Raw genomic sequence first — 17,391 nt, forward strand, 5'->3', positions numbered from 1 at the left:
TGGTGTCGAGCATGCAGGCAGGAGTGGCAGTAACGTAAGGAGCGCCGCGACTACAGTAATACGTCTTTTCATGAGTCTCCTCGTCGATACAGATCTAACGTGATGGGCGTAGCGCATGACATGAAAAGTATTGTGTACAAGTGATATTCGACTATATTCTTTGAGTCGTCTATCGACTGGATTTCGACGGACGATCCTCCACTTCTTTGTGTCGGTGGATGGGTTATTCAGTACTGAATGGTGTCGATGCGCCACTGATCAACCTCCTTGGAGAGCGTGACCCACACGGTCGTTTCCGGTACAACAAGATTGGTCTCATCTTCGGTAATTACGGTCTGGCGGATGGTGGCGACTCGCCGGACGAGTGCATCGGTATCTGGTGGGCAGCCGGAGCAACCCACAGTCACATCGGCGACCACTTTGGCGTTGCCGGAGGCCCATTGGTTCCACTGTGCTCCTGGTCCTCGTTCGGTGTGCGTGTCGACGAGCAGGGTCTGTGCCAGGGTGTCGGTGAACCATTCCCGGGCGCGTGCGTATCCATCGGTGGGGCTACGGTCCGTTGCCGGGTACCAGGTGAATGCCACGGAAAGTGCTTGGCGAGCAATTTTTTCGGCCGCCTCCGTATCCGGATCTACGGCGACATCGATTGTTGTCGGAGCCGGCGAAGTCGAAATGGTTAGAGGCGCCGGTGCTGGGGCGATCTGCTCGGCTGTCTCGGTTTCCGTCTCGTTGCCCCGACCGGAGAGGAAGTACACCAGTCCACCGACAAGGAGGACAGCGACGGCAAGCAGAACCAGCTTGCGTGCGTTGCTCACAGTACCCTCCTGGCTTTCATATCGCTCTGCAGTGGAGCTTGTTTGACGACGTCCCCGGTAGTAGGAGCATGGATCATTTGGCCTTCGCCGATCGCGATGCCGACGTGCCCGGGACCTGTTCCGGCCCACGAACCGAACACCAGATCCCCGGCTTGTGCTTGGTCGATCGGGATCTCGACTCCGACCTTCCACTGCTGTTCGGATGTCCTGGGCAGCGTGATCTTGTTTCCAGTTCCCGTGTAGATGGCGTAACTGGTCAGTCCGGAGCAGTCGAATCCACCGCCGGTGGTGCCGTTGATGTTGCCGCCGCCCCACACGTACGGGGTGCCGAGGAATTGGCGGGCAGCTTCGACGACTTGCGATCCGGACGCCGACCCGGGCGAGACGACGAGTTCGCCGCTACCGCCGGGTGCCGCGAATTCTGCTTCGTATGCAAGGACTTTCGCGACGTAGGGCTGTGTCTGGGTGGTGTAGTCGCCGCCGCTGGGCATTCCGCCCGCATTCTTCACTGCGCCTTCGCCCGCGTTGTAAGAAGCGATGTAGAGCGATTTCGGATCGCCCTTGACCGATCCGTCGGCGATCCATCCGTCGAGCTGGGCCGCGATGGTGCAGAAGTATCGGCCTTGAGCCATGATCGCGTCCCCATCGTCGTGAATGGAAATCCTGCCGTTGCGGTCGTCGTCCTGACCGTACGAGGCGAACGTCGGGTCCATGAACTGTGTGATTCCCTTAGCGCCGCTCTCGGAGGTCAGTCCGCGAACCAACCCGGATTCTGCTTTCGCGTCTGCTGCCAACAGTGAGGGCTTGATTTGGGGGCAGAGCGATCCGGCTTTGCGGAACCACGGTTCCATCTCGGGAGGGACGGATCCGGCTTTGAGATCGCCGCCACCTTCCACGCCGAAGCCAGCGCAATCGATCGACGATGATGACGCGGCCAGCTCGATGGCAGGAGAATCACTACTCGCCTCGCCAGCGGGCGAGGGGGCTCCGACGAGCTTGGTCATCGGATCGACAGCGGTTCCACCCTGCAGCCGTCCCCCGTCCCAGTATTCGAAATGCAGGTGTGCGCCAGTGGATTGGCCGTTGTTTCCGATGTTCGCGATGTGGTCGCCGGCCTTGATCTGCTGGCCTTCCGTGACGAGGACACCGTCGTCGAACATGTGGCCGTAGACGGTGCTCACGGGTTTGCCGTCGACGAGCGAGTCGAGCACGATCCAGTTGCCGAACCCGGATGCGAGGCCGGCCTTGACCGCGACGCCATCGAGCGCCGCGTAGATTGGTGTCCCGACGGGGCCGGCGAAGTCGACGCCTTTGTGTTCGGTTCCCCAGCGAGGCCCGAACGGGGAAGTGAACGTCGTCGTTCCCTCCTTAGTTGGCTGGGTGATCGGTCCCGATGCTTTCAGTTCGGTGTTCCCGGTAGAGGATCCCTTGTCGTCTCGCTCGCTCGACGAGGTTCCGCCGCAACGGTTGTGGGGGAACACCGGCTGAGGGGTGCATCCGGACAGCCCCAGGATCGCGGCGGTGGCCGCGGTGACGATCAGGGCCACCGCTCCACTGCGGCGACTCACAGCGTTCCCGGGAGCGGTGTGTCGAGGTCGGGAATCGGGATTGGGCCAGGAACAGGAACAGGCGCCGGTCCGAGGTCTACCGAGGGAACTGCGACCGAGGCGGTCGATGTCGGCGTCGTGGTCAAGGTAATGCTCGGTGAGGTGGGCGATGTAGGAGTCGTGGTGGTTGTGGCAGCTTCCGAGGTCGGTGGGTTCGCGAGGGAAGGTGCGCCGAGCTTGTCGATCTCGCTGCGGTCCAGGGTGGGCAGCGGCATCTGGACCTGCCATGTCGAACCCTTGGCAGTGTCCGAGGCTTTCAGGGTGACCCGCAGATTCCCCGCCTGCGTCGGGACAATGACCTGAACGGCGCTCTCACCGCCGGTGCCGGCCACGATCTCACTGCGCGTCGGACCGGTGATCGCGACCGGCACGATCGGACGAGCATTGACCACAGTCACGCCGGGCGCTTCGGCGGTGTGCAAGCTCAGCTTGGTCTTCCATTCGCTGGTCGAGAGCGACTGATCGACGTAGACATGCGCGTAGGCCATCGCTGTCGCCGGTGCACTCTCGGCCACCGACGCGATCGACTTGCCGGCAATCGAGGATTCGGTCACCTCGGTCAACTCGTAGTTCAGACCCGGCGCCGCAGATTCTGCGTTCGTCGCAGTCGTCGCGGCGGCGGCCGGGATCTTCGAGGCGGTATTCGACGGAGCGGGGGACTGGCCGAACACCGCTCCCGCCACGAACAGCACACCGAACGCAGAGACGATCGTGATCGTCAGGTTGGTGCGCGAATAGAGAACCCACCGCCGGATCGGTGCTAGGACGGGATTGGCTGTGCTGGAGGGCATCAGCTGAACCTGTCGGTCGAATCGGACGAAGTACCTGCTGAGGTCAACGACGGCGTCCACAGTCGTGCCGTCGACCGCGGAGGAGTCGACGAGCTCGAGCGCGTCGCACCCGATCGAGGCATCGGAGTTCCGGTGGGGGCATCCCGCGAGGACGGAGTGAACACCTTCATCGGCGCGATACTCGACCGCGGACCCCCGTCCCATGTCTCACTCACCAACGAAGTGCTGCGCGGTGAACCGGCCTCGATTCCGATCAGCTGTCGAGCGACGGTGCGGCTAGGTTTGGCAGCGGGACCGGCGGTTTGTGGTCGATCCGACATGGGCCGCTTGGTGCCCGCGGAATTCTTGGCGGTATCGGCGAGGCTTCCGCGTCGGACGTCCTGGGTGTCCTTCCGTGAATCCGTCAGACGCTGTTGGCGATCCATCGTCTTGCGTGCATCGACACGCGATTTGTCGACCTCGTGGCGACGTCGCTGATTCAACTCGCGTCCTTCCGGACGCACTGGTGTCACCGAATCCTTGTCGAGGTCACCACCGCGTTTGGTCGCCTTCCGAAGCGTGCCGACACCTTCCTCGACCATCGACGCCGCGGGACCGCCCACGACGGCGCTGCCGGCCTTGAAGAACTTTTGCTTCATCGACGTCTGAGCGTGACGAGCCTTGCGATTGAGTGCGCCCGCTTGGTTCTGGGTGAAGGTCTGAGTCATCCGCTTGAACGGCCGCATGATGAACCAGCACACCGCCGTTAAGATGACCATGAACCACAGCCGCCACGTGCCGTCGACGAGACCGTTGTCGGTGTCGTACAGCTTGACCAGTGCCATCAGATACAGCGCGATGATGACTGCGCCGGCCACGCCCCACATGTAGGCGGTGGCGATCATGCGGCACACGCGCGAAAGGGTGCCGCCGTGTGCGGCGGCGATCGGAACCCAGATCGGTGCGAAGAGAATTGCGAGTCGAATAGCCAGTAGCGCAGTGAGTTTGAGGATGGATGCACCGATCCAAAGGATGGAGGGCATGGCGAGTTTGATCATCGCCATGAACCCTGTGCCGGTGCGTCCGGAGTCCTTGCCCTGGAACTGATTGTAGGAAAGGTTCAAATCTTTCAGCTTCTCAACCAGATTATTCTCGAAATCCTCTCCCTTTTTGCTCGCAAGCTCACTTGCAGCCTCGTTGTCGCCGGCCACGTTCTGCTGCTCCGCGTACGAAAATGCCAGGGTGTCGCGGAGCTTCGGTCCAAGTTGCAGTTCCTGGTCGTTGAAATTCGCGCCGAACCATCCCTTGCGCCAGTCGTCGAGGAAGATCTTGTCGATCAGCACATTGCGGGGGTCTCCGGTGTTTCCGGACACGGACAGCATCTGACCTTGTGTGTCGGTGATGACCGATCCGAAGGTGTCGTCGGCGACCTGGATGGCCTTTTGCGGTGCGCCGACGAACAGTGCTCCGATGGCCATTGCAGCGCCGGCGATCGCGACGGTGCGGGTCACGGCCGCGGCGTTTGATTTGAGGGCGTTCCAGATGATGATCGTCGCGACCACCATCAAAGCCACACCCAGCCACGTTCCGTAGACACCGAGCATCCCGTTGGAGATCGAGGCGACGATCTGATCGAACTGCACCATCGCCGGGGCAATCCCGGCTTCTTCGGCCGCTGCTCCGGTCTTCGTCTGGTCGTCGAGCCAGAACGCTGCAGCAGCGAATCCCTTGCCGATCGCGAGGAACGTGTTGCCCAGGGTGGTGTCCGCGACTGCGTCCGGTGCGCGGACCAGGTCGTTGCCGCAGCCGAGGTCGTAGGTGTACCAGCGCAACCCGGCCCACCCGTAGGTTTCGTAGCCGGTGCCGCCCTGTTTCGGTTCGCGGTCTTTGCTCGAGGAATCGAACTCGGCAGCCATCACCGAATTCGGGAACTCGGGGGAGGGGACGTCTTTGCAGTCGAATCCGCCGGCAGATGCGATCGGCCCACCCAGGGCGAGGAGGGGCACCAGCACCAACGCCAGAACGGCGAGAACCCGCGCCAGATTGACGGTCAGCGCCCGAACGCGCGATCGGTGAGGGATTGCCTCATCCAGCTCTGCCGAGGGCGGATTGAGCCGCCTTATGGCGTTCATGCGGCGCCGCCGAGGGCATTCTTCGCCGTCGAGGAATTCAGCGCCGCGAACACATGCGCGAGATGCACGTAGTGAATCCAGCTCGAACGCACCAATTCCACGTCGTCGGCCATCCGGATCATCCAGCGCCGTGCTTCGTCCTGGTAGGAGGTGTCGGTGTCCTCGTCGAGTGTGTCCTCGCCGCCGCTGCCCAGTTCAGCGAGGAACTGCTCGAACCCTTGTCCGGTGGGTAGTTTGAGCAGTTTCAGGGCGCCTTCGATTGCGTGCGGATCACCGCCGACGTCACCGACGAACACCTCGTAGGTCAGGGCGGTCTTGTCGTCGCTGCCGTCCAATCCGAGGAAATCATCCGGAAGTTGCGAGCAGACCAGGGCACGGACCTTGAATTTGCGTGAGTCGCGGGCGATTCGGAGGTTGAGTGTGCGGCCGGCGCCGGTGGATTCGAGGTATTTGTTTTCGTCGAGGAAGAGTACCTTGCGCACGTGGCGAGGCTTTTCGTAGACGAGTCTGTTCGCCAGCCACGCGGCCATGTGCATTAACGGCGCCGTCATCCGTTGCTGCGGTGTCCACTGCGAGGACGGCGTGCCTCCGGGCGGTAGCTGCAGGCCCGGCATCGTCAGGATCGTCAGTCGGATGTCGGCGTCGAATGCATCCGCTCCACTGCCGATCGTGCCTTCCTCCGGGAATAGCACACGCGCTTCGGTCAGTTCCGACATCAAACTGAGCTGCTGGTACAACCCGTTCGCGCAGGTTTTGACGGCTTGGTCCGGATCGCTCACTCCGATGGATTGGATCGCGGCCAACACTTCTCGGAGGTTGTGGTTGCTGTCGCCGCCGACCATGTTCGCGGCCATGTGCAGCACGGGTTCGGTGTGCTCGAGATGCAGATGCCGTTCGGTGAGCATCATCTTGAGCACCGAGACGGCGACCTCGACACGCTCGGCAGCGGCTGCACGCATATCCGCATCGAACTTCGACTGCGCCGCCGCGAACGGATCTGCATCCCGGGCGAACTCGACGTTGCGGGCGTCGTACTCGGGATCGTCGCGACGCGGATCGGTGATCACCCGGTACGGGTTCAAGGCGCCAGCGCGTGAATCGCGACCGGTGAGGGCGTAGACGCGGGCGATGTCGCGAAACTCCGGTAGACCGGCCAACGCAGCGAGCGGACCGGAGGGGTCGAGGACAACGCCGTACGCGCCGGCTCTGACGGCTTGGTAGACGATCATGCCGGCCAGGAACGTCTTTCCTGAACCGGGTACGGCGACGATCGGCGTCAGCCCGGACTTGTGCTTGATCTCGTGTGCGGCGAACAGGTCCCAGATCACCGGGCGCGGCGAGATGGATCCGGTCTCGCCCAGTACGACGCCGCGGCGGTCACCGACCCGGTCACTGACGGTCGCCATCCCGGCGGCGACTGCTTCGACATCCATGTGCCGTTTGTTGGCGATGTTGGCTTGCGGCTCACCCGGTATGAACTCGCGCAGCAACTGGTATTGGCCGTGCTCTTGTTCGAGCGCGATGTGCGGTGAGTACATCTCCTGCAGATCGGAGACTTTCTGCCGCGCATCGTCGGGGTCGGTGCCGACCACCGCAAGGCGGTACCACCCGGTGGTTCGAGTCGAGAGTCCGGAATGGTCTTCTTCGACGTCGGAGATCACGTCCTGTGCGCGGGCGTGCTGCTCCGCCAACTCTTTCGGCGGGACCTGATCGTGTTCGACGGTGTAGTGGTCGAACTGCGATTCGATCTTGCCGGTCAGCGAGCGCATGGTGCGGATCGTTTTCGCTTTGTCGTGCAGCTCGATGCGATCGGACCATTCGAGAGGTTCACCGGACGGGTCCCCGATGATCTGCCACGGCAACATCCGTTCCGGAATCGGTAGGGGAGCCATGCGGCCGATCGTCAGCACGATCACCACGCCGGTGTACTTGCGGCCGTCGACGACGCCGGAGACGGTGGTGTACCCGTCGCCTGGGGTGAGGGAGAGGTCGGTGAGATCTTCCAGGGCGGCGACGTCGGCTTCTTCCCAGTCTCCGGCGCCGGCGATCGCACCGCCAGCTTCCAGAGGGAGACCGATGGTCGCTGATCGGCGCAGCAAGTAGTCGATCGCGGCCGGTGTGGCCGGGGTTGCTTTCACACCGCGGCCGGACATGATGCGTTCGAGTGCGGCGAGGTGATCGGCAAGGGCCTTCTGCTCCCGGTCGAAGGCGTCGTCGGCCCAGCGGTTCACCCCCGTGCACACTCTGCCCAGCAGTGGCCAGTGAGCGAGGTGGCGCAGCATCCGGGCGGTCCAGTCCAACCCCTGGCCGAGTGAGGAGCGTTGCGGCAGTTCGATACCCCAGTAGCGGCCTTTGATCGTCGCGTTGGACCACAACATCGCATGCTGCTGCCCGCGCAGGTAGTCCGCCCATGACAATGCGCCGGGAACATCGGGAATCGGGGTGGCCCAGGTGTCGTGATCGACCGCCCACTGTGCGACGGGGAACGGGGTGCGCACGAGGCGGCGATGCACCTTGTTGACGCCGGCCTTCTGCAGATTGGTCAGGATGATCGCTTCGTCCTGGATGAAGCGGCGCTGCTTTCCGGTGGTGCGGAAATTCCACGGCCCCTGGCGTTGGACGAACCATGCGGTGGACGTGGTCGCGGTGCGGGTGATGTTCGCTGATGTGCCGGTCAGTTTCAGGCGTACAGCTTTTCGTTCGCGGTCTGCACGTTTCTTCGCTGCGGCCTTGTCGCGATCTGTTGCCGACTTTGCCCGTTTCTTGCCTGTGCGGCGACGCTGACGGCCGAGCGCTTTGTCTGCGACGTGGTCAGGATCGGTTGCAAGGGAGGCGTGGCCGCCGGTGTCGTCCTCGCCGTGGTCGTGTTCAGAACCATCCGGAGCGTGTGCGGGTTCGGCTTCGGACCACGCACGCACCGGTTGCGGAGCATGTGACTGCACTGCTGCCCACGACGGCGGGAGGGCACCGGGAGGAATGACCGGAACCGGGTCGTCGAGCTTCGGATCGAACAGAGCCGCAATGTCGTTCTCGGGAAAGGTCATCGGTGATCCTCACCGTCGAGGCGAACAGGTACGACGGCACGTTCTCCTGTAGTCAACCGCTCAGGCAGCGAGATGAACACGGGTGCACCGCGCTTCGGTGGGCGCGGCGCAACGAGGTCGTTGAGGGCGGCCTTGAGAACCGACCGCAGTGGGCGGTCCGGGGTGACGAACGTCGCGATCCGAGTCGTAAGCCACACCGTGATCACGGCCATCACCATCAGCGATTTGAACCCGAGCGGGACGTGCAGAATTCCGCGACCGATCACGAACACCACAACGAAAGCAACCACGCCGACGATGCCGGCCGTGTAGCGGATCCGCACGGGCAGTGGATAACCGGTCGGCCCGAGGTAGTGCCGGTCCACGCGGTACATCAGGTCGTCGTTGTCGATCACCGAGCATCCCCTTCGAATGGTCTCTGCGCAGGCATCAGCGTTAGGTCGAGATACCGACGAGCCCGAGAAGCCAATTGCCGATCCCCGTGGCCGCCGATTCGGATGTCGCAATGCCGAGGTAGGCAAGCCCGAACAACCCGAGTCCACCGACGGTGAAGACCCGCGACAAATTGCCCTTGAGTCCACCGACGAGAACCACACACGCGAGGGCGATGAGGATGGTGAAGACGATGTTGTCCTTGATCCACGCGCGCAGACCACCGGTATTGACGTCCGTCGACTGAGCGAGGGTCACCGCGTATGCGGCGTGCGGTGGATGCGTCGGCGGGATCGACACGTCGATCACGGTGGAAGCAAGAGAAAACATGAGCACTCTCCAACACGGTGGTGTAACCAGACCCCACGAATGTGGTTGCGCGGAAACGTAGAAGAGTGGTGGCCGGAATTTCAATGCGACCTGTGGATAACTTTTTCGGCTCCGCGGTTGGCGGGTTTGTCGATCAGCGCTGGCGCGTGTCGTCGCGTGGGGGTGTGTGTTCAGGTGTCGCGATTCACCCCGTCGGGGATCTCTCGGCGATCGCGGGAACGACCTCGAATGCAGGGGGAGCGCGGCCACGGAACGGTCTTCGCTGCGGGTGTCCGCGGGAGACTTCCCAGACCTCGACGGGAGGGTTCCTTCAGTGGAGCGGCAGAGAGCTGCGAATGGGCATCGTCGACGGACCCGTCGCAGACCATGGAGATCCGCACGTGTCTCCCTCGCTGCGCTTCGTGGGTTTCGTCCGCCTGAAGAACCTGGCACAGAACCATTTTCGGAATGTGTCCGCCAGCTGTGCGAGTCGCCCCTGCTCGAGCTTGCTCGAGGCACCCGCGCCGTGGCCATGATCAGAAGTTTGAAGAACGGTTCCCCGCCACCACCTGCGTGGTGTGCATGCTCTGCACGCATAGCGTGTTCAGCACGCACGTGTGGCAGGCTGCGCACCCCGTGCTCGAACAGTCCCGCATTTAGGGTGCCTGCAGAGGTCGCGATCGGAGGTGGAATTCAGGGGCCCGATTCACGCTTCCCCTCCGGGGTCACTCCCCCCGGCCCTTCGGGCCTAGGGGGAGTGTACTTCTCAAAATTGCTTCATGCCAACATATTTCAATCAACTGCTGGTCAGGGTTCTGTACGGAGTATCGCCGGATCATTCTGGCACGGCGCCTGCCGCAGTGTCGTCCACACCGTGCTCGGGCGTTCGCGCATTGGGTTGTGTACCTCACGAAGCGAGGGTTCGAGAGCCTGAAAGGGGTCGACGAACAGTGGCGCAGGAAGACACAAACCACCCGAGATGTACATCGTCATCGGGCCCGTCGAATAGGTGGTTGAACAAGTCCCCCAACGGTGTAGCAACGATGCCTTCGCGGGGTGTTCGATCGGTAATGCGCAGCACCACAACCAGAATCAGCAGCGGGTAGAGGTGGAGGGTGTTTATCGCGCCCCGGTATCGCACTTCGGTGCATGTGACGCACGCTCCAGCCACGCGCCCGCGAAACAAGTTATCCACAGGCGGGTTGAGATCGCTCCCGCGGTCTGTGACAGTGCACCCCCACACACCCCCGCGACGACCGTCGTGGACTGGATTCGAGTGAGAGGAGTAGACGGTGAGCAGAAGCCAGCAGGACCCGCTCAAAGACTTTCTCGTCGACCTCTTCGGCTCCGACAAACCCCACGCGCGAACAGGCCAGGCGGGAGAGTCCGCCATCCGCCCGTACAGGGCGTGGGCGCCTTTCGCTGTCATCGCAACAACACTCGCGTTTCTCGCGCCGCGACTCCTCGAACTCGCCGAACAATTCGCGAACCCCCAGGTCGACAGCGCAGTCTCCGCAGTCCACCAATACCGGTGGCCACTCGCCGCTCTCACGCTCGCCCTGCTCGCCTGCGATATCGCATGGTTCCTCACCCACCGCCACCGCGCCGGACTCGACGCCCAACTCCGGCAAAGCACCCGCCACACCCCGGTCAAAATCACCATCGGATACCCACCCGGCATCACCACCCTGCGCAACGCCACCATCGCACTGGCACGCGGCGCCATCATCCGTCCGAAAGAGCTAGACGAATTCACCACCGCAGTACGAGCTTCCGCGAGCAGGCACACCAGCAAATGGACCTACACCGTCGTCCACGACGCCCACCGCGACCGAATCCGCATCACCCGCACGCTGACTCAACCCGACCTCCGATCACCGCGGCACAAGGCACTGGCGAACTCCCTCAAAGACGGACCGCTGAAAGAGCCTGCCGTGAGCGTCGCCGCGCTCGACGGCGACGTCGAAACCGCCTTCAAGATCACCTTCACACCCACCCTCTCCAGCGGAGCACGCGGATTCCAGAAGAAGGTCGACGAAGCCCTCGCCGCCCTCGCCGGCGAGCACGAATCCGGCCGCACCTGGGCCACCGACTGGTTTCCCGCCGAGGGGTATCTCCTGATGAGCCTGCGCGCCCCACTACCCACCCGCGTCGATCACCCTCTCGAATTGGTCGACGAGAACCTGCGCCACCTGCCCTACGCGACGGCAGCATCGGAGGTGAACATGTTCTGGGACATCTCCACCAAGTCGAACAAACCTCACTGCCTGATCGTCGGCCCCACCGGCGGCGGCAAGACATCGGTGATCCGCACCCTGCTCACCGAAGCATCGCGACGAGGAATCCCGTTCCTGGGCGTCGACCCGAAAATGATCGAACTCGACGGACTCGAGGGCTACCCCGGGTGCGCCGCTATCGTCTACGACGCCGTCCGGTCCGCGATGCTCGTGCGTGCCCTGCACAGCGAAATGATGGCCCGCAACCACTACGTTCACGTGAAGAAGATCGAGCCGTCCCAACTTCCGCTCCTGATCGCTGTCCTCGACGAGTTCTTCATCCTCTCCGGCAAATGGCAGCGCCTCGCCAAAACCGGTGACGACGAAACCCGCGAACTCCTCAAAGAACTCGACCCACTCGGTGCGTGGGCCGATCTCGCCGTCCTCGCACGCTCGGCCGGTATCCGGCTCCTGCTCGGTGTGCAACGACCCGACGCGTCCCTCTTCGGCGGAGCCTCGGGCAACGCGCGCGACAACTTCGGCACCCGCATCTCCCTCGGCAACCTCTCGCAGGACGGCGCGATGATGCTGTGGGGCGACTCGCAGATCGGCCGCGAGATCGACACCTCCGTCCCCGGCCGCGGAGTCGCCCTCGGCAACGACGGCGTGCCCGTCGATGCGCAGATGTGGTGGACACCGAACGTCGACCCGCACCCCAACAAATGGAACCAACTCTCGACCTCGGAGAAGAAGATCATCGAAGGGCTACGGCCCCAGCAGGAACCGCACATCGCGTTCTACTCGACCGAACTGCGCCACTTCATCGAATCCGAACGCTCCGTCGCCGTCGCTGCCCGCGCCTACGGCCGAGCTCCCGAGCCCACCATCCTCGGCCACCACGACGACACGCCTGCCGCCGACGCCGGGGATGACTTCGCCGACGCGATACCCGCCGCCGCGGTCACGCAAGGAATGACCGTCCTCGTCGACGACGGACACGGCAACGAACACCCCGCCACCGTCGCCGCGGTCACTGTCATCCGAGACAAAGACAGCGGCGCCGTCACCGAAACCACCCTGACCTTCCACGCCGCCGGACGGGTCAAGAACCACATCACCTACGGACCCCACGAAGTCGTACTGCTCCCCGAACCTGACACCACCGCACCCGCGCCCTGACCCCGCGACTCGACTTCGCTGACACACCTGCACAACTCTCACCCGAAAGGTCCGCCCATGAGCCGCCGCATCTCCCAATCGATCACCCCCACCGCCGACGACATCACCGTGCTGCGCAACCCCTTCGCAGCACCCAAAGGCGGCGGCGACCCCGTCATCACCGAACTTCGCCGCGTCCTCAAAAACGCCATCCCCACATGGCTACCGAAACTCAGCGAAGACCAGGAACTGACCGCTCCGCGGCTCGACGAAATCAAAAGAGCCGTCGCCACCCGCCGCCAGATCATCGAAGTACTCCCCGACGGTAAAGCCCGCGACGACGCTCTGGCCGCCCTCGACAAGGCCGACACCATCGTCCTCGAAATGGACACCGAACTCTCCGGCGTCGGAGCCTTCACCGGAACCACCGCGTGATGTCGGCCCTTGCCATCGAAATCACCTCCGAGCGAACCGCACTCGTGAGCGGGGCAGGGGACGAGAAGGTGGAACTGTCCGCCGAGAACGGGCAGTCGATCCACGCGGTGATCGCACAGTTCAGCCGACAGCACTCCGCCGACGCAGGCTCACCCGTCGAGGTCACCGTGCAGGAAGCGGGCCGCTCCCGCCAACTCACCGTCGCACCGGACGGGAAGGTGGCGCAATCGCTGCCCACCGGACCCATCCCCGCACCCGCCGACACACCACAGACGCGGCCGGATCATCATGTCGACGAACCGGTCACGGTGGCGATGACACCCCTCGACGACTCACCGCCACCCGTGGGAGCCGATACCCATGCCCGGCCAGTCCCCGCGGCGCGCACACCGACCTCGACATCCGTGCTCGTTGCACCCGAGATCGCGGCCGGCTCGCACGAGCCCGCCTGCGCCGGACTACGCGGTCGACTCAATACCGTCCTCAACCTACGAATCGCCCCGAAACCCGAGTCCGCCGAAATGCGCCGACGCGCCGCCATCGCATCCATCGCCGGCCCCCTCCCGGGGTTTTCGATCGTGACCATCGCCAACCCGAAAGGTGGCGTCGGCAAAACCCCACTCGCGGTGGGGCTGAACGCGATCATCGCCGAACACCGCGGCGCCGCAACCACGGTCTGCGTCGACGTCGCCGACGTCGGCGGCAGCCTCGCCGACCGCGTCAGCATCCCACCCGGCGGCGGACACGACGTGCTTTCACTGATCGCCGCCGAGACAGCCGCGCCCGGCAGCATCCGACCCTCGGCGCTCTCGCAGTACCTCACCCGCCAACCGAGCGGGGACGACATCGTCGCCGGAAACAACGGCGCCCACGGATCCGGTCTCGGATACGACGACGCCCACGCGGCGGCGCAGATCTTGTCCCAGTACCGCGAGATCCTCATTGCCGACACCGGCAACAACCGCCTCGCCGGTAGCTGGCACTGGGCAACCAGCCGCGCGGACGTCCTCCTCGTACCGGTACCGCTCCGCCGCGACGCCGCCGCCGCGGCGCACCGCATGCTCCTCGACCTCGCGGCCACCGCAGGCTCGGCGATGATGGCTCGCACCATCGTCGTCATCACCGACGGACCCGGGGATGCACCGATGGTCGAAATCGACGCTGTCGACGCCTTTCTCGACGCCGGAGTCCATTCGGTCGCCCGGATGCCGTTCGAGCCACTCTTCGCCTCCGGAGAGCGCATCTCGCCCTCGAAGCTCCGGCGCAGCACCACCGAAGCCCTGACCGTGATTGCCTCGACCGTCATCGACCTCATCGCCCACACCGCTGACTGACCCATTTATCAGCCGGATTCCGCACACCAGACCCCCGCCGGCACCCATCCGCACCCTCCTGAACGAAAGGCACCACATGAGCATCGACACCACCGTGGGAAACCGAGCAACCCGCCGCGCACACCAACACGGCCGACACCGCCGCCGCGCCCTCGCCCGCCAAAGCATCATCGCCGTCGTCGCGGCCGCAGCAATATCCGCCGGAATCACGCTCGCACCACCGGCACTCGCAGCGCCCGGGCAAGCCGGCATCACCGACGGAGGAGGACAAGCAGGAATCACCGACGGCGCCGGACAGTCCGGAGTGACCACAGAACCCACCCCGCCGCCGGCCACAGAAGCTCCAGCCCCCGCCGAACCCATCTATTGGATCGACCCACCCGCGCAATACCAGAACGTCGACTACCAGCCGCTACCGAACTGGGACTACGACACCAACACCTACACACCACCCACCTACACCGACACCACACCGACCGACTACACCCAGCTCCATCTCCCCGGCCCCGTCGACGTCGTCGCACCGATCATCGCCCCCCGCGACACCCTCCGCATCGGAACCTTCCACATCGCGCAACCGAACTGGGTCTCCGACGTCGACCTCGAACGGACCAACAACACCACCGCCATCATCGAATCCGGAGTCGCCACCGGCTGGAACTCCTTCGGCGTCCCCGTCGACAAAGCCAGCCGCGACGCCGCCACTCAGGTAGGCGGTGCCGCCGCCGGGGCCCTCGCCGGAGGAATCGGTCTCGCGACCCCGTTCGCCATCGGAGGAGCGCTGATCGGCGGCACCGTCGGCGGAAACATCGGCCTCGGACTGGGCAACGTCTTCGTCCCCGGAATCGGCTGGGTAGCGGGCGGGCTCGCCGGAACCGCCGTCGGCGCCGGTACGGGCGCCCTCCTCGCCGGAGCCCCCGCATTCGTTCTCGGCGGTCTGGGCGGAGGAATAGCAGGATTCACCGCCGCCGTCGCGTACGGCGCAGGCGATCTCGGTGAACCCGTCGAAATCGAGGTCCCCGACGTCGACCAACCCGCCGTCACCAGCCAGACGCAGGACGTGCTCGCAGAGTGGGAGAACTCCGGCCCCATCGGTGAGGCCGTAGCCACCACTGTCCGCGATACCGTAGCGACGGCCCCCACGATCGACCAACAGGCCCGCAACCTCGTCGCAGCCCAGCCCGGAGGCAAGCAGATCATCGAACACGTCGACACCGCACTCACGGACTTCCTCACCAACGCCACTCCCGGCCTGGCGTCCTCGCTGATCAGCGACGCAGTCGGCGCGGGTATTCCGTCGTAAAGCTCGCACGATCAGAGCCGTTCAGGACGGGCGGCAACGCGCCGCCCGCCCTGAACTTGTCCATGCGCCACTGCAGACCCAGGCGCGAGCACCGAAAGGACGACAGCGATGACGAACACGACAAGGCACCCCGCAGTGATCGATTTGCTCGGTGGCGCGCCCATGCCCGCACGCTCTGGCACAACCACAACCGTTTCTTCCCCCAAGCCTCCGACGCCGCCGAAGTTACCGCGCAAGAGGGATTCTCGATCGCCTCGTCTGCGTTACGTCGCTGCCTTGATTGTCGTGGTCGCGCTGCTCGGTTGGTTCATCCTGCGACTTCTCTCCGGCAACGACGAGCGTGCTCAGGAGAGAATCGCCGACGAGACAGACACCTCGGAAACGGCACCTACCCTCGACGTCACCCCGCCCGCCCCCGCCGCTGCTGAAACCGACGCCACCGCATGCCGCACCGACCCCGGCGACCAGAAAAGCGGCGCCGGAGTCATCGCAGCGTTCGAGCACGCCTACTACGTCACCCGCTCCGGAACAGCCGTCCGGGCACTCGCCACCCCCGACACGTCCCTGCCCGCGAAGGAGAAGATCCAAGCCGGAATCGACACCGTCCCAACGGGAACCGCCCACTGCGTGCGCATCACATCGATCACGGCCGAGATTTACTCCGTCGCTCTCACCGAAATCCGCCCCGGCCAGCCGCCCGCACAGTTCCCACAGACCATCACCGCCAAAGAACTCGACGGCCGCTGGTTCGTCGACGTCATCAACTAAACCGGCATCAGTTCCACACTTGCCAAGGAGATTTCGTGAACACGAGAACACTGATCGCGGGCGACGCATATTCGCCTGTGATCTTGCACGTCCCGCACGCTTCGCGCGTCATTCCATCCGAGATCTGCTCGGCCCTGGCCGTCACCGGCGATCAACTCGCCGCCGAACTCGACGAGATCACCGACGCGCATACCGACGTGATCGCACAGCACGCTGCGCAATCAGTGACACTCCAGCCGTGGACACTGCGTAACGACCTCTCACGGCTGGTGATCGATCCCGAACGATTCCCCGACGAGCGCGAAGAACTCAACGCCGTCGGCCGCGGCGCGGTGTACACCCGAACCTGCAACGGAGACGTCCTGCGCAACGCCGACAACATCACACGAGATGCACTGCTCGATAACTACTTCCATCCCTACGCCGCCGCGATGTCCGACCTGGTGACGGACCGCATCGCCGCCGCTGGCCGCGCCGTGATCATCGACGTCCACTCCTACCCGACATTGCCGTCGGCGTACGAGTTGCACCCAGACGGCGAGCGTCCTGCGCTATGTATCGGCATCGACCCACACCACACGCCGCCTTGGCTTGTAGAGGCCGCTTACGCCGCATTTTCTCCACTAAAAGACATCGGAATGGACACCCCATTTTCCGGCACGTACGTACCACTCGACCACTACAACACCGATCCCCACGTGTACTCGGTGATGATCGAACTGCGCCGCGACCAATACCTCACCGATAAAGGCGAACTCGTCGACATCGCCGCCGAAAACCTCGGAGCCATGCTCGGTCGCCTCGTCGACGCGGCAGATCGGGGGAGCCGATAGATGTGCCAGAAGTACCCCGGCCCCCGCTGCACCCCGCACGTTCGAGCACGGCTCGACAGAGCCCGCCGCAGGCTCGACGCCGCACAGACATTGTTCGACGCGAACCCCGCGGACACCCGTGACCGACAGAGATTGGACGCTGCGAAAACAAACCTCGACGCCAGATCCTCCGAATACGACGCCACCCCAGGCGGACAAACCGAGTTGCGCACTCAGCTCGGCGCGGAGGACGATC

Annotated in this window: 13 protein-coding genes; 6 read left to right on the forward strand and 7 right to left on the reverse strand. The window is 64.1% G+C overall.

Annotated features, from left to right (window positions below; all coding sequences use genetic code 11):
- Positions 1-227: 227 nt before the first annotated feature.
- The 7 genes from G4D79_RS34780 to G4D79_RS30400 are packed head-to-tail and all read right to left on the reverse strand — an operon-like array spanning position 228 to position 9,130.
- Positions 228-815, reverse strand: a complete 588-nt coding sequence (locus G4D79_RS34780; RefSeq protein WP_308252622.1) for a hypothetical protein — start codon at positions 813-815, stop codon at positions 228-230.
- Entirely contained in the window at positions 812-2,383 is a 1,572-nt protein-coding gene (locus G4D79_RS30375) for a peptidoglycan DD-metalloendopeptidase family protein (RefSeq protein ID WP_214514782.1), read from the reverse strand. Before G4D79_RS30375 ends, G4D79_RS34780 begins: the two co-directional genes overlap by 4 nt.
- Positions 2,380-3,213 carry a hypothetical protein gene (locus tag G4D79_RS30380; protein ID WP_214514783.1) on the reverse strand — a complete coding sequence of 278 codons (834 nt, stop codon included), beginning with the start codon at positions 3,211-3,213 and terminating at the stop codon, positions 2,380-2,382. The genes G4D79_RS30375 and G4D79_RS30380 overlap by 4 nt, the downstream gene beginning before the upstream one ends.
- Positions 3,213-5,324 (reverse strand): hypothetical protein, encoded by a 2,112-nt coding sequence (locus G4D79_RS30385; RefSeq protein WP_250888061.1) that lies wholly within the window; start codon positions 5,322-5,324, stop codon positions 3,213-3,215. Before G4D79_RS30385 ends, G4D79_RS30380 begins: the two co-directional genes overlap by 1 nt.
- Positions 5,321-8,368 carry an ATP-binding protein gene (locus tag G4D79_RS30390; RefSeq protein ID WP_214514784.1) on the reverse strand — a complete coding sequence of 1,016 codons (3,048 nt, stop codon included), beginning with the start codon at positions 8,366-8,368 and terminating at the stop codon, positions 5,321-5,323. The genes G4D79_RS30385 and G4D79_RS30390 overlap by 4 nt, the downstream gene beginning before the upstream one ends.
- Positions 8,365-8,763 carry a hypothetical protein gene (locus G4D79_RS30395; RefSeq protein ID WP_214514785.1) on the reverse strand — a complete coding sequence of 133 codons (399 nt, stop codon included), beginning with the start codon at positions 8,761-8,763 and terminating at the stop codon, positions 8,365-8,367. The genes G4D79_RS30390 and G4D79_RS30395 overlap by 4 nt, the downstream gene beginning before the upstream one ends.
- A gap of 40 nt (positions 8,764-8,803) precedes the next feature.
- A complete protein-coding gene (locus tag G4D79_RS30400; protein ID WP_214514786.1) occupies positions 8,804-9,130 on the reverse strand; it encodes a hypothetical protein in 327 nt (108 codons plus the stop codon).
- Positions 9,131-10,401: 1,271 nt separating this feature from the next.
- Between G4D79_RS30400 and G4D79_RS30405 the strand changes: the two genes are divergently transcribed.
- From G4D79_RS30405 to G4D79_RS30430, 6 genes are all read left to right on the forward strand, one after another.
- Positions 10,402-12,504, forward strand: a complete 2,103-nt coding sequence (locus tag G4D79_RS30405; protein WP_214514787.1) for an FtsK/SpoIIIE domain-containing protein — start codon at positions 10,402-10,404, stop codon at positions 12,502-12,504.
- Between the two features lie 57 nt (positions 12,505-12,561).
- Complete coding sequence (locus G4D79_RS30410; protein ID WP_019749726.1) at positions 12,562-12,918, forward strand: hypothetical protein; 357 nt, start codon at positions 12,562-12,564, stop codon at positions 12,916-12,918.
- Positions 12,918-14,252: a ParA family protein gene (locus G4D79_RS30415; protein ID WP_214514812.1), complete on the forward strand. Its 1,335-nt coding sequence runs from the start codon at positions 12,918-12,920 to the stop codon at positions 14,250-14,252. Before G4D79_RS30410 ends, G4D79_RS30415 begins: the two co-directional genes overlap by 1 nt.
- A gap of 76 nt (positions 14,253-14,328) precedes the next feature.
- Complete coding sequence (locus G4D79_RS30420) at positions 14,329-15,555, forward strand: insoluble domain protein (protein WP_214514788.1); 1,227 nt, start codon at positions 14,329-14,331, stop codon at positions 15,553-15,555.
- Positions 15,556-15,663: 108 nt separating this feature from the next.
- Positions 15,664-16,323, forward strand: a complete 660-nt coding sequence (locus tag G4D79_RS30425; RefSeq protein ID WP_214514789.1) for a hypothetical protein — start codon at positions 15,664-15,666, stop codon at positions 16,321-16,323.
- A 35-nt stretch (positions 16,324-16,358) separates the two neighbouring features.
- Entirely contained in the window at positions 16,359-17,156 is a 798-nt protein-coding gene (locus G4D79_RS30430; protein ID WP_214514790.1) for an N-formylglutamate amidohydrolase, read from the forward strand.
- Positions 17,157-17,391: the final 235 nt, after the last annotated feature.

Source organism: Rhodococcus sp. WY5, from assembly GCF_018588185.1.
GTDB classification, from domain to species: Bacteria; Actinomycetota; Actinomycetes; order Mycobacteriales; family Mycobacteriaceae; genus Rhodococcus_F; species Rhodococcus_F qingshengii.